The sequence below is a fragment of the Pedobacter sp. genome (assembly GCF_965227205.1).
Lineage (GTDB): Bacteria > Bacteroidota > Bacteroidia > Sphingobacteriales > Sphingobacteriaceae > Pedobacter.
Map to the genome: position 1 here is coordinate 4,662,394 of NZ_OZ245727.1, position 13,283 is coordinate 4,675,676.

The 13,283-nt window shown below is 33.9% G+C and carries 15 protein-coding genes; 11 read left to right on the forward strand and 4 right to left on the reverse strand.

From position 1 onward, the window contains the following. Positions 1 to 20 precede the first annotated feature (20 nt). Positions 21 to 656, reverse strand: a complete 636-nt coding sequence (locus ACO05K_RS20295; protein ID WP_421946198.1) for a gluconate 2-dehydrogenase subunit 3 family protein — start codon at positions 654 to 656, stop codon at positions 21 to 23. A gap of 10 nt (positions 657 to 666) precedes the next feature. Then, complete coding sequence (locus tag ACO05K_RS20300) at positions 667 to 2,403, reverse strand: GMC family oxidoreductase (protein ID WP_421946199.1); 1,737 nt, start codon at positions 2,401 to 2,403, stop codon at positions 667 to 669. Between the two features lie 258 nt (positions 2,404 to 2,661). On the opposite strand from ACO05K_RS20300, the gene ACO05K_RS20305 reads away from it, so the two are divergent. Continuing rightward, on the forward strand, positions 2,662 to 3,849 hold the full coding sequence (locus ACO05K_RS20305) for a class I SAM-dependent methyltransferase (protein WP_421946200.1): 1,188 nt from the start codon (positions 2,662 to 2,664) through the stop codon (positions 3,847 to 3,849). A 6-nt stretch (positions 3,850 to 3,855) separates the two neighbouring features. Here ACO05K_RS20305 and ACO05K_RS20310 read toward each other — a convergent pair whose 3' ends face one another. After that, positions 3,856 to 4,314: a DoxX family protein gene (locus ACO05K_RS20310; protein ID WP_421946201.1), complete on the reverse strand. Its 459-nt coding sequence runs from the start codon at positions 4,312 to 4,314 to the stop codon at positions 3,856 to 3,858. Positions 4,315 to 4,496: 182 nt separating this feature from the next. Between ACO05K_RS20310 and ACO05K_RS20315 the strand changes: the two genes are divergently transcribed. The 3 genes from ACO05K_RS20315 to ACO05K_RS20325 all read left to right on the forward strand — a co-directional run bounded on the left by ACO05K_RS20315 (position 4,497) and on the right by ACO05K_RS20325 (position 6,672). Then, positions 4,497 to 4,607 carry a phenylalanyl-tRNA synthetase subunit alpha gene (locus tag ACO05K_RS20315; protein WP_421946202.1) on the forward strand — a complete coding sequence of 37 codons (111 nt, stop codon included), beginning with the start codon at positions 4,497 to 4,499 and terminating at the stop codon, positions 4,605 to 4,607. 144 nt (positions 4,608 to 4,751) lie between these two features. Continuing rightward, on the forward strand, positions 4,752 to 6,173 hold the full coding sequence (gene rlmD, locus ACO05K_RS20320; RefSeq protein WP_421946203.1) for a 23S rRNA (uracil(1939)-C(5))-methyltransferase RlmD: 1,422 nt from the start codon (positions 4,752 to 4,754) through the stop codon (positions 6,171 to 6,173). A 100-nt stretch (positions 6,174 to 6,273) separates the two neighbouring features. Then, the gene (locus ACO05K_RS20325) at positions 6,274 to 6,672 is read left to right on the forward strand and encodes a hypothetical protein (RefSeq protein WP_421946204.1); all 399 of its coding nucleotides are present in this window, start codon (positions 6,274 to 6,276) and stop codon (positions 6,670 to 6,672) included. A gap of 62 nt (positions 6,673 to 6,734) precedes the next feature. Here the strand turns inward: ACO05K_RS20325 and ACO05K_RS20330 are convergent, their stop codons facing one another. Beyond that, the gene (locus ACO05K_RS20330; RefSeq protein ID WP_421946205.1) at positions 6,735 to 7,442 is read right to left on the reverse strand and encodes a head GIN domain-containing protein; all 708 of its coding nucleotides are present in this window, start codon (positions 7,440 to 7,442) and stop codon (positions 6,735 to 6,737) included. Between the two features lie 166 nt (positions 7,443 to 7,608). On the opposite strand from ACO05K_RS20330, the gene ACO05K_RS20335 reads away from it, so the two are divergent. The 7 genes from ACO05K_RS20335 to hemH all read left to right on the forward strand — a co-directional run bounded on the left by ACO05K_RS20335 (position 7,609) and on the right by hemH (position 13,281). Next, positions 7,609 to 8,118: a phosphoribosyltransferase family protein gene (locus ACO05K_RS20335; protein ID WP_421946206.1), complete on the forward strand. Its 510-nt coding sequence runs from the start codon at positions 7,609 to 7,611 to the stop codon at positions 8,116 to 8,118. A 68-nt stretch (positions 8,119 to 8,186) separates the two neighbouring features. Further along, a complete protein-coding gene (locus ACO05K_RS20340; protein ID WP_421946207.1) occupies positions 8,187 to 8,810 on the forward strand; it encodes a 1-acyl-sn-glycerol-3-phosphate acyltransferase in 624 nt (207 codons plus the stop codon). Further along, on the forward strand, positions 8,807 to 9,904 hold the full coding sequence (locus tag ACO05K_RS20345) for a glycosyltransferase (protein ID WP_421946208.1): 1,098 nt from the start codon (positions 8,807 to 8,809) through the stop codon (positions 9,902 to 9,904). The genes ACO05K_RS20340 and ACO05K_RS20345 overlap by 4 nt, the downstream gene beginning before the upstream one ends. Then, complete coding sequence (locus tag ACO05K_RS20350) at positions 9,874 to 10,530, forward strand: carotenoid biosynthesis protein (protein ID WP_421946209.1); 657 nt, start codon at positions 9,874 to 9,876, stop codon at positions 10,528 to 10,530. Before ACO05K_RS20345 ends, ACO05K_RS20350 begins: the two co-directional genes overlap by 31 nt. Positions 10,531 to 10,560: 30 nt before the next feature. Then, a complete protein-coding gene (locus ACO05K_RS20355; RefSeq protein WP_421946210.1) occupies positions 10,561 to 11,409 on the forward strand; it encodes a 4-hydroxy-3-methylbut-2-enyl diphosphate reductase in 849 nt (282 codons plus the stop codon). A 63-nt stretch (positions 11,410 to 11,472) separates the two neighbouring features. After that, on the forward strand, positions 11,473 to 12,147 hold the full coding sequence (locus ACO05K_RS20360; protein WP_421946211.1) for a fatty acid desaturase: 675 nt from the start codon (positions 11,473 to 11,475) through the stop codon (positions 12,145 to 12,147). A gap of 123 nt (positions 12,148 to 12,270) precedes the next feature. Then, positions 12,271 to 13,281 (forward strand): ferrochelatase, encoded by a 1,011-nt coding sequence (gene hemH / locus ACO05K_RS20365; RefSeq protein WP_421946212.1) that lies wholly within the window; start codon positions 12,271 to 12,273, stop codon positions 13,279 to 13,281. Positions 13,282 to 13,283 lie beyond the last annotated feature (2 nt).

The following is a 13,283-nucleotide window of genomic DNA, read 5'->3' on the forward strand; positions in this document are numbered from 1 at the left end:
CAACCTTGGGATTAAACTATTTATATTTTTACGTTTTGCATGCCGTATTGTTTCAATACATCATCCGGAACGCCTGCCCATTGGTTAGGACTATTGCCAACGTAACCAATGTCTTTTACGCCCATTTCAGTTGTGTAAAAACCTGAAGCCGTTAAATCTCTCATTCGGTTAAAAAACTTAACACCTGGCAACATTTCTGGTCTTGCTTTTTTTGGATAAGCAATCTCATCTACTACTGATATTCTTTCTTTTTCAGAAGCATCGGCAAAGGATTTTTGAAATTTATTAAAGCAATAAATATCTAACCATTTTAAACCACCACGCATTGGCACTTTATGTTCAGGAATATCTTTTACGATAAATTCTATAAACTCCGGAACTTTAGCATCAGAGGCACTCCCAGAGACATCATCTTTTGGGATAATAATATCTGCAAGAATAGTTATCGTTGCCATTTCATGCTTAGTGAAAAAGGTTTCGGCTTTTAACTTTTTATCTCTATCCAATTCCCATTGCTCTCGGCCAGTTTCTTTTGTTTCTTCTGTTGGAGCAGCTGCAGCTTCTGTTTTAGTTTCTGGTTGCTTGCAAGCCTCGATTATTACACTTGTGCTAATTGCTGTTAGTCCGAGTGCTTTTAGTGAATCACGTCTGTTCATAATGTAATTCTTAAATATTTTGTTTTTTCTTTTGAGCCAATATGTATTCTGCAGTTCTCATTGCCAATGCTAAAATAGTCCAGGTTGCATTTTTATCACCTTGTTGTACAAACGGACCGGCATCAACAACGAATAGATTTTTACAATCGTGAGCCTGACAATATTTATTCAATGCTGATTTTTTAGGATCATCACCCATTCTAATGGTTCCAACCTCATGGATGATTTTTCCAGGATTTAACAAACCATAATTGGTATCTGCACCATGAATTTCAGAAGTTACCACAGCACCCATTTCTTTCATAATTGATAAAAATGTTTCTTGCATGTGTTTAGCCTGCAAAATTTCTTCCTTAGCCCATTTGTAATTAAATCTTAATACCGGTATGCCATATTTATCCACCATATCTGGATCTATCTCGCAGTAGTTATCTTCTCTTGCTATTGCTGTTCCTCTTCCGGCCATGCCAACACTGGTTCCATAAAAACGGCGGTAATCATCTTTAAGAGATTTACCATAACCTCCGGCTTCTTTTTTGTTGCCATTTCTATCTGGCAACATGCCATTCATTTTTGCAACACCACTTCCAAATCCGTATGAAGGCATGCCTAAACCGCCACCATACTCAATGTGATATCCACGAGGAAAATTCAATTTTTTATTATCGAGCCACCAAGGAGAGTAGATGTGTACACTACCCAAACCATCTTCGTTATAGCGTTTTCTATCCATTAATTGCGGTAAGAAACCATAAACACCTGCTCCAGTAGAATCATGTAAATATTTACCAACTACACCGCTGCTATTAGCTAATCCGCCTGGATGTGCAGATGATTTTGAATTGAGTAAAATACGTGCAGATTCGCAAGCGCTTGCACCTAAAATTACGAGTTTACCTGTAACCTGATATTCTTGCAAATTTTTTCTATTAACATACGATACGCCTTTTGCAGTTCCATCTTTATCGGTAATTACTTCTCTAACCATCGCATCGGTAATTACTGTTAAATTTCCGGTTTTTACAGCTGGTATAACCAAACATGATGAAGCAGAGAAATCGCCATAAACTTTGCAACTCCTACCACATTGGCCACAATAAAAGCAAGGTGCACGGTCGTTATTGCCTTTTATGGCTTCGGTCATTACAGCGCCTCGACCGGTTATTACTTTTACACCAGCTTTTTCTGCACCTTTTTTAATGAATAACTCATTTAATCGAGGTTTTGGCGGTTTCATAAATATTCCATCAGGTTCATTTTCGATACCTTCAGCTGTTCCGTAAATACCAATCATACGGTCAACTTTATCGTAAAATGGTTTTACATCATCATAGGTTATCGGCCATGCATCTGTTAAACCATCAGTTGGTTTAAAATCTATCGGACCCATTCTGAGTGATATTCTTCCCCAGTGATTTGTTCTACCCCCCAGCATTCTTGAGCGAAACCATTCAAACTCGGTTTTATTTTTTTGAGTATATGGCTCACCTTCTAACTCCCAACCACCATATGAGGCATCGAAATCGCCAAATGGGCGTACGGTTCCTGCACCGCGGCGTGGAGATTCCCAAGGCCATTTTAGCTGGTGAGAATCCATTCTTGGATCAAAATACTGACCAGCCTCAAGCATTAAAACTTTTTGTCCGGCATTTGCTAAAACGTATGCAGCCATTCCACCACCAGCACCAGAACCAACAACTATGGCATCATAAACAGTGGGCGATTTTTTAATTTGAAAGTCACTCATGAATAGGAAAATAGATTTAAATGAAATTCTAATCTAACTTTTAATTTTTTTAAATAAAAGAGATTGAAGGGAAAATAGCTTCTTTGGAATGATTATAGATAATCTGCGTTTGAATAATCGCTAAATCGTATTAGTTCCAATGCATTTAATAATATTTCGAGGTAAAACTACATTTAAAAAGTCTCCTGATTGTTACAAAATTTATCTAATGGCTTTTGCGCTATAAACTTGTTTATCTTTGTGTTTTGTAAATGGTAAATGGAAATTTCTGAGCAGATAGCACAATTTAAGATCAAAATTAACGAAAGCGTTATAGCGGAAACATTTGTTAAGATTTCGTTAGGAAATTATCGAGGCAGCGAAGAGGCCTTAAAGCAAGTTTTAGTTAGGAAAGTGTTAATAAAGCGAGAAGATAAACTGGCTTTTACCTTTCGGTACAAAACACGTGATATTGTTAAAAATTTTTCATTCGAGGACGGAATTCAAATGATTTCTGATTATCTGGTCAATGGATTTAAAATTGCAACATTGTTTACTACACAGGGTGATTTTATTTTTGAGGAACTTAATAATAAAAAAATCGTTTTACGGGAAGTAGCTGCATCTACAAAAACATTACCTACACTAAGTAATGATAAAATAAAAGAGCGCTTAATTAAGCCGGATTCAAAACCTTATTTAACAGCGTTAAAAATTACGGACAATGAGGGCAAAGTTTTTAAAAATGCCCAGGATAAGTTCAGGCAAATAAACCATTACATAGAAATTTTAAGCTCTTTAATAAAGGAACTGCCTGAAGGAACAATTAAGAAAGTTGCAGATATGGGCTCAGGAAAGGGATATTTAACCTTTGCTTTATACGATTATTTGCATTCCGTTTTAAAATTGGATACTGAAGTAATTGGTGTTGAATATCGCAGTGATATGGTTGATTTATGTAACAGTGTTGCCAATAAATCATCATTTGATAAATTAAATTTTGTTCAAGGAACTATAGAAGATTTTAATGCTAAAGATGTTAATTTATTAATTGCCCTACATGCTTGTGATACGGCTACTGACGATGCAATTTTTAAAGGAATAAAAGCAAATGCCGAACTAATTGTTGTTGCACCTTGTTGCCATAAACAAATTCGTAAAGAGATTGAAAAAAATAAGGTTAAAAACGATGTTTCATTTTTAACTAAATATGGAATTTTTCTCGAACGTCAGGCTGAAATGGTTACTGATGGTATAAGAGCGTTAATTTTGGAATATTTCGGCTACAAGACTAAAGTTTTTGAATTTATCTCTGATGCGCATACTCCAAAGAATGTTTTAGTTGTCGGTATCAGGAATAAGGAACAAGGAGCAAAGAATAAAGAGGAGATTCTTCAAAAAATTAAAGCCAGCAAGGCATACTTCGGCATTCAATACCATCATTTAGAAAGATTGTTAGAATTATAAACTTAACTATTGGTATCGCTTACCTTTTGTATGTTTCAAACTTTCATCTACGGAAATAGGTCCTGAGCCAATTACCCAAAATAAGATAAGCATGAATAATACAATTACAGAAAGCCACAGTTCAGAATTTAACATAGAAAATCCTTGTGTAATATTCACAAAGAATACGGCGCAAAGTAAAATTGGTATCTGAATTACTGCAGCAAAACGGGTGACTAATCCTAAAGTGATGAGTATGCCGCCAACTAAGTGAGCAAAAGCAACAATGTGTATGGCAACACTAATAAGTACTCCAGAGAAGCCGAAAACATTGTTTTGTGTGATAAGATTTTGAAGGGTGTTGGTATCGCTGATAAAGGAGATACCTTTTCCAAAAATAATTAGGCCTAAAATTATCCTTAAAAAATCAAGCCATTTTGTTTGATGAACATCGCCCCAATGTTCAATTTTGCGGATTACGTTCATGATGAACCTCCTTTTTTTGGTGAATTTATATATTAAGTTACGAAATTATACGGTTTAAAACAAGAGGAAACTACATGTTATTCTTTGCAATTATTACATAACTTTAACTATAAATTAACTTATACCGTTTTGGTTTTTGGTATAAATTATCTATTATTGCATTAATTAAATAGCTTTTTATCATGAGTAAAGAAATTTTAGAAATCTCTGTATCAATAGATGAAAAATTTGATTTGAAATTTAATTGGATGGATGGCTTTTGGGCTAAAGCATTTAAATTTATTGGAGCATAATTTTCATTCCTAAATCAAAAACAACGGCCAGACTTAAAAGTCTGATGTGATTTCTATTGCCATAAAATTCCAATTATTTGTAATCATTCTGTCCTGCTGTTTCAACTTTAGTGTTTCAGCTTTTAGCCTTATATTTGCGGCATAATGAGTAGAAGAAAACCTGGTACGGTAACAATAATTCCAAACGTACAAATAATTGATATTGCAGAAGAAGGTAAGGGTGTTGGCAAAGCCGATGAATTGGTGATTTTTGTTGATAAAGCCGTTCCTGGTGATGTGGTTGACGTTCGTTTAACCAAAAAGAAGAAAAACTTTGCTGAGGCAGTAATTGAACAATTACACCAGAAATCTGACTTGCGTACCGAACCATTTTGTGCTCATTTCGGAACATGTGGTGGCTGTAAATGGCAGCACATGGGTTACGATTCTCAGTTAAAATTTAAACAAAAAAACGTTGAAGCTGCATTGCAACGCCTTGGCAAAATAGATACATCTTCTACTGAACCGATTTTGGGTTCAGCTAAAAATAAATATTACCGCAATAAATTGGAGTTTACATTTTCTAACAAACGTTGGTTAGAAAAAACTGATATAGATAGCGCCGAAGATTTTGATATGAATGCCCTTGGATTTCACGTTCCATTGCGTTTTGATAAGATATTAGATATTCAGCACTGCTATTTACAAGACGAGCCTTCGAACCAAATTAGAAATGCAGTTAGACAATTCGCCCAGGATAATGATTTATCGTTTTACGATTTAAGAAACCATGAAGGCGTTTTACGTAATCTGATTATTCGTACTTCTACAACAGGAGAAATTATGGTGGCTGTTGTTTTTGCTTATCCCGAGGAAGAACAGATAAACGGTTTGATGAATTTCTTAAAGGCAGAATTTACTCAGATAACATCGTTATTGTATATCGTTAACCAAAAGAAGAACGACACTATTTTTGACCAAGATGTTAATGTTTTTGCTGGTCGCGATCATATTTTTGAAGAAATGGATGGCATCAAATTTAAAATTGGTGTAAAATCATTTTATCAAACCAATTCAGAGCAGGCTTTTGAGCTTTACAAAATTACCCGTGAATTTGCAGGTTTTAAAGGTGATGAGCTGGTTTACGATTTATATACCGGAGCAGGAACCATTGCAAATTTTATTGCCAAAGATGTAAAACAGGTTGTTGGTGTAGAATATGTTCCAACTGCAATAGAAGATGCTAAGTTTAATTCTCAGTTTAACGGAATTGATAATACAATTTTTTACGCAGGTGATATGAAGGATATTTTAACTTCTGAATTTATTTTAGCGCATGGAAAACCTGATGTAGTAATTACCGATCCGCCAAGAGCAGGAATGCATACTGATGTTGTGCAACGCTTGCTAGAGATGGAAGCTGAAAAGATTGTTTATGTAAGCTGTAACGCTGCAACGCAAGCCAGAGATTTGGAATTATTAAAGGATAAATACGAAGTAGCCAGAATAAAGCCTGTTGATATGTTTCCGCATACACAGCATGTTGAAAATGTAGTTTTATTGAAATTAAAGGAATTAGTGAATTAGAGAATGACTGAATTAATGAATGAGGGCATTATTGAATGAAATTTAATCATTTGTACAAACAACATTCACTCATTCAATCCATCACTCATTCAAAATTATTATGAATAGAGAAGAATTATTAGGTGCAACACCAGAAGATAGCGGAGCACCGAAGAAGAACGAAAGTCCGTTAGTTAGCTTAGAAAAAGATTTAGAATTTTATTCTGATGCGATTAAGGAAGTTTCAGTAGAGATTATGGTTGAAGGCATTTCTGCTCATCCGATATTTATTGCACACCAACACGAAGTTAGCATTGGCGAACTTATTCTTAACAAAGAAGAATTAAATACCGATTGGACCATTCAGGCTTCTACACTAGAAGAATTTGTGGAAAAGGGCATCATTAACAAAGAGAGAAAAGAGCCGTTTTTAAAAGCGTATAAAAAACCCGAAAATTTTATGTGCGTTTTTGTAATTGTTCCTGAAGGCGCAAACTTTGTTTATTTCCCATACAAATAAAAAAAAGTGCTGTTTTGCATCCGCAAGACAGCACTCGTAAATAAAGTTAAACCTAAAACTAACTAATTTACTTTGGTTACATCACCGCTTTTGGATGATGATGTTTTCTTTAAAGATGCATTGCCTTTATAATGTACATCGCTGCCACCGCTAGCACCAGCTTCTAATCCTTTAGTTACATTAACATTTGCATCAGAACCGCCAGAAGCAGAAACTTTAGCATAAGCAACTGGAAACTCATAAGCGTTAACATCGCTACCACCACTGGTTTGAAGTACCATGTTTTCTGCTTTTCCGGTTAATTTGACATCGCTACCACCGCTGCTTTGAATTTGTATATCTGTACAAACAAGATTAAGTTTTACATCACTTCCTCCAGATGAGCGAATTGAAAATTTATCTGCTTTAATTTGATTTTGGCTGTAAACATCACTTCCGCCAGATGCGGTTAAAGCAGTTAAAGTTTTAAAATTTAAATAAGCTTTTATGCTTTGGTTTCTAAACATGTTGCCCCAATTTAAACCATCTTTAACTTTGATGGTTACGTTGCCACCGTTCTGTTCTACAACAACATTTTTAAGTAAATCTTCTGATGATTTTATATCAAGACTTTCAGAATTTCCTTGTGTTAAATATAAATCAATACCGCTGCTCACAGTAACGCTACTCACATTTTTAATCGATACGTTTTTGCTTTCTTGTGCATTTGCGTTATAAGCACTAACTAAAAATAGTGCAAGCAATGCTGAAGTTTTAAATAGATTGTTCATAATATGTTATTAATTGGTTGAAATGTTTGATGATAATTTTGATGTTTTAGGTTATTGATTAGACGTTTGGTTATGGTAAACGTTGCAAGCAACCGAAATTATTTTTCAAATAGTTTGAATTTCATCCTTAAAATCGTTCTTTTTGTAATCAAACCTTTTACTACAAATGGCAACATCTCAGGTACTCATTCTTAATAAGAAACAAATTCAGCAGAAAATAGACAGAATTGCATATCAAATTTTGGAAGATAACTTGAATGAAAAAGAGATTGTACTTGCCGGAATTTGGGATAGGGGATATAAACTTGCTTTACGACTTGAAAAGGTTTTAAAAAAAATCTCGAGCCTTAAAATTGTTTTGTTGAGAATCGATTTAGAAAAGGAAAGCAGTAAGCTTGTTGCTAAAACAGATTTAAACGAAAGCCATTGGAAAAATAAAGTTATAATTCTGGTTGATGATGTTTTAAACAGCGGTAAAACGTTGGCTTATGGTTTAGGCGTTTTCTTGAATACACCACATAAAAAAATCCGTACGGTTGTTCTGGTAGATAGAAGTCATAAAATTTTCCCGATTGCGACAGATTTTGTTGGCTTAGAACTTGCAACCATTTTAAAAGAACATGTTGATGTTGTAATGGATGTTGAAGGTGAAGAGGATAGGGTTTATTTAAGTTAGATATTCAAATAATCTTTGTTTTAAAAGCTTTACTTGCAATTGAGCCCAATTTTTTGCAATTTCCCTGAATGTACCTTCCCAAAAAAAATACTATCATTTACAGGTTTTTTGCCTGGTACATAAGTTTTATCATCAAGAAAGATTTTGCGGCATTTAATTATGAATCTGTAACACTTAAAAAAGAATCCTCGGTTTTAGTTTTAGCAAATCACTTTAGCTGGTGGGATGGTTTCTTGATTTTCTACCTCAATAAAAAAATCTTCAAAAAGGAATTTCATGTATTGGTAAATGCTGATAATTATGCTAAAGTTAGCTTTTTGAAATATCTCGGTGCTTTTGCTGCAGCAAAGAGTGGTAAAGATATCCTAGATACTCTAAGTTACGCAGGCGAGCTTTTGAACAATCCTAATAATTTAGTGCTCGTATTTCCGCAAGGTAAACTACACTCAAATCATCTTCAGGATATCAGCTTTGAAAAAGGCGTAATGCAAATCATAAATGCAAGCACAAAAAACACTAACATAATTTTTGCTGCCACTTTTATCGATTATTTCTCTAAAAGAAAGCCTTCTGCATACACATATCTCCAAAATTGGGAAATTGAAGAATACACGAGTTTGCAGCTTTTAAAAAGTGCCTATAATAAACATTACAATGCTTCGCTTGTTAAACAGATACAAATTAACGAATGACGGTTTTTATCTACGCAGCATTAATTTTTCTGGTTATCAGGTTTTCGGTTACTGTATTCAATTTTCTTTCAAACCCAAAGCTTCCGCGAAGCGTTAAACATTATGATTATAAGGTTTCTATATTGATTCCGGCACGAGATGAAGCTGAAAATATTCTTGGTTTATTACAATCAATTAAAGAACAAGATTATCTGAATTATGAAGTTGTTGTGTTAGATGACAATAGTTCTGATGATACTTTCGAGCTGGTAGAAAAATTCTCAAAACAGCATCCAAAATTCAAAATAGTAAAAGGTAAAGAATTACCAAAGGGATGGTTGGGTAAAAACTTTGCTTGTCACCAACTTTCCAAACTTGCAACCGGAAATTATCTTTTGTTTCTAGATGCTGATGAAGAAATAAAAAGGGGTTTTATAAATAGCTTAATTTTTAGGACTGAAAACGGTGGATTGAGTTTGCTTAGTATTTTTACCAATCAGGTAATGCAAAGTATTGGCGAGAAACTAACCGTTCCGTTAATGCACTTTATTTTATTGAACTTATTGCCCTTGCGATTGGTTCGGGTTTCAAATAATCCTGCATTTTCTGCTGCAAGTGGTCAATGTATGTTTTTTAAAGCTTCCAATTACCATGATTTTCAATGGCATCAAAAGGTAAAAAATAAGGTTGTTGAAGATGTAGAGATTATGAAACTTGTAAAACAACAAGGTTTTAAAACAGAAGCACTTTTAGCTAACGATTTAATTTACTGTAGGATGTATAAAAGCCTTGGCGAAAGTATAAACGGCTTTAGTAAAAATATACTTGCAGGTTTTGGTAGTAACATTATAATATTACTAATTTACCAGCTTTTGGTAATTGCCTGGCCTGTAATCTTAATTCTGAATTTCGATTTATCGCTCCTTGCACTACCATTAACATTAGTAATATTAAGTAGATTGATGATATCATTTTTATCCGGACAGAATGTTTTACTAAACTTAGTTTTACATCCTTTACAGATGTTATTCTTTTTGCTAATTTCATTAATATCAATAAAAAAGCATTTATTTAAAAACGGAACATGGAAGGGCAGATTGATCAGGCAGATTTAAAAGTAAAAAAGGTAGTTGTTGCTATTATTATCATTTTTCATTTGGTTGGTTTAATTGGGTTTTTAATTCCATTTGCACAGCCATATTTTATGAAATTGGTGCCATTTCATTTATTGTTGATGTTTGCCGTTATCATATTTTCTTACAATGCAGATATTAAGCGCCTGTTGCTATTTGTTTGTGGTGTATTTCTTTGTGGGTTTTTAGTAGAAGTTTTAGGTGTTAAAACGGGTAAAATTTTTGGGAGCTATTACTATGGAACAACACTAGGTTTTAAAGTTGCTACTGTGCCTTTATTAATGGGTGTTAACTGGGTGATTTTAATCTTCAGTACCGGACAGATGATTAAAAGTTTTAAAATCAGAAATGGGATTATGGCTTCGCTTTTAGGTGGACTTTGCTTAATACTTTTCGATTTTTTTCTTGAACCTACTGCAATGAAATTCGACTATTGGCATTGGGATTGGCACGTTATTCCAGTCCAAAATTATGTTGCCTGGTTTATCGTTTCGGTAATTTTATTAAAGTTTTACTATGCTTTGGGCCTAAAACAACAAAAATATATTGGTACAACAATGTACGTTTCGCAGTTAATATTTTTTGTTGTTTTATACATGACAAGATGATAGGATATTTTTGCTTAATTTTGCAAAGCAATGAGTTATAATTTACAAGTCACTATTGATAAAGCTTCGGGCTTTTGCTTTGGCGTAGTTTACGCGATTGAAATGGCAGAAGATATTTTAGAAAACGAAGGCCGTTTATACTGCCTTGGTGATATTGTACATAATGATGAAGAGGTTGAACGTTTAACCAACATGGGTTTAAAAATTATCGATCACGAAATTTTGAAGACCCTTCAAAACGAAAAGGTGCTTATCCGGGCACATGGTGAAGCTCCATCAACTTACCAACTTGCACTTGATAACAATTTAACGCTAATTGATGCTTCTTGTCCTGTTGTTTTAAAACTCCAAAATAGAATTAAAAACTCGCATGATGACGATGAACAAATTCTAATTTTTGGCAAACATGGTCATGCTGAAGTTATCGGCTTACAAGGACAAACTGATGGAAAAGCAATCGTTTTTCAGGATTTGGCAGAATTAGATAATGTAGAACTGCCATCAAAATTTACGCTTTACAGCCAAACTACAAAAAGTGTAGATAAATTTTACAGCATTAAAGATGAATTGCTTGGTAGAGGTTACGAAGTTAAAGCAAACGATACAATTTGCAGACAAGTATCTAACCGTTACGAAGAATTAGAGAAATTCGTTAGTCATTACGATAAAATAGTTTTTGTGTCAGGTAAAAAATCGTCGAACGGAAAGGTTTTGTACGATGTATGCAAAAAGTTTAATGATAATTCTTACTTCATTTCTAATATAGCAGAATTAGATAAAGACTGGTTTTCTGAGCATGATAAAGTTGGAATTTGCGGTGCAACATCAACACCTATGTGGCTTATGGAAAATGTTAAAGCCGAGTTGGAGCAATATTAATCTATTTTTCTAAAATCATTTTTTGTACTAAATTGTTTAATTAACTAATCAATCAAATTATTGTTGAAAACAGTTAGTAAACACATCGGGATTTTAGTAGCCATTGCCGTAATTTCTTGCTGGTTCGCATGTCTGTATTTTCTTTTAAACTGGAATTTCTCTTGGAATAATCCTTTGGTATATCTGATGATTTTGGTTCAAATGCATTTATATACTGGCTTATTTATTACGGCGCACGATGCAATGCATGGAACGATTTCGTTAAATAAAAACCTAAATAATTTGATAGGCTACATTTCGGTGTTCCTGTATGCAGGTTTTTTCTACAATAAACTTTATGCAAAACACCACAAGCATCATAATCACGTACATACGGAAGAAGATCCAGATTATGCGCCACACGGATTTTGGAAATGGTACTATCAGTTTATGATTAATTATGTGACTATAATTCAATTGGTAATAATGGCTATTGCTTATAATGTGTTAAAAATTTGGGTTGATGAAAAAAACTTGTTATTGTTTTGGGTGCTTCCGTCATTACTAAGTACATTTCAATTATTTTATTTCGGAACTTATTTGCCACACAAGGGAGAACATGAAAATCAATATCATTCCTCAACATTAAAAAAAAATCATTTTGCAGCATTTATAACCTGCTATTTCTTTGGTTACCACTTAGAACATCACGAAAAACCTGGTACACCATGGTGGCAATTATACAAAGCCAAAAATTAGAACAATCCGTTTAAATAAATAATTACTACTTTTTATTGACTAAAAAATGCTTTTAGTCACTTTTTCTGGTAGGTAAAAAATAATAAAAAGGCGATATTTGCGCCACAAAACATATTCGTTGTAATGAGCAAGAAAGGAATTCTACTAGTTAATTTAGGTACACCTGATAGTCCGGAAACGGCTGATGTAAGAAAATATTTAGATCAGTTTTTAATGGATGAACGTGTGATTGATATCCCTAAATTAAACAGAATTTTATTGGTTAAAGGTATTATTGTGCCTTTTAGAAGTCCTAAAACTTCAAAATTATATAAAGAAATATGGAATGAAAAGGGTTCGCCACTTCTGCACTATAGTAAATTGCAGGCCAAGATGCTTCAAGAACGATTAGGTGATGGTTATCACGTTGAGTTAGCGATGCGTTATCAAAGTCCATCAATCGAATCTGCTTTGGCAAATTTAAAAGCTGGTTTGGTTGAAAGCATTCAGGTTATTCCATTATTTCCTCAATACGCTTCGGCAAGCAGTGGCTCCGTAATGCAATTGGTAATGGAATTAGTTAGTAAATGGCCAACTGTACCGCCAATTTCATTTGTAAATTCTTTTCATGATAATCAATTAATGATTGAAGTTTTTGCAGAAAATGCAAGAAAACATCAGCCTGAAACTTTCGATCATATTTTGTTTAGTTTTCACGGTTTGCCAGAAAGACAACTTTTGAAATGCGACCATACAGGAAGCTATTGTTTAAAAAATGCTGATTGCTGTCAAACTTTGAATGATACAAACAAATTTTGCTATTCGGCTCAAGGGCATGATACAGCAAGATTAATCGCCAAAGAACTTGGAATATCAAAAGAGAATTACACGGTTTGCTTTCAATCAAGATTAGGTAAGGAACCTTGGGTACAGCCTTACACCACTGATGTGCTTAAAAAATTAGCTGCCGAAGGCAAGAAAAGGTTATTAGTTTTTAGTCCAGCTTTTGTTGCAGATTGTTTGGAAACGTTATACGAAATTACGGTTGAGTACCACGAAGAATTTAAAGAGCTTGGTGGCGAGCATGTTCAATTGGTAGAGAGCTTGAACGATAATCCAAAATTTATCGAAGCATTAGCCGGAATGATAAATTAAGA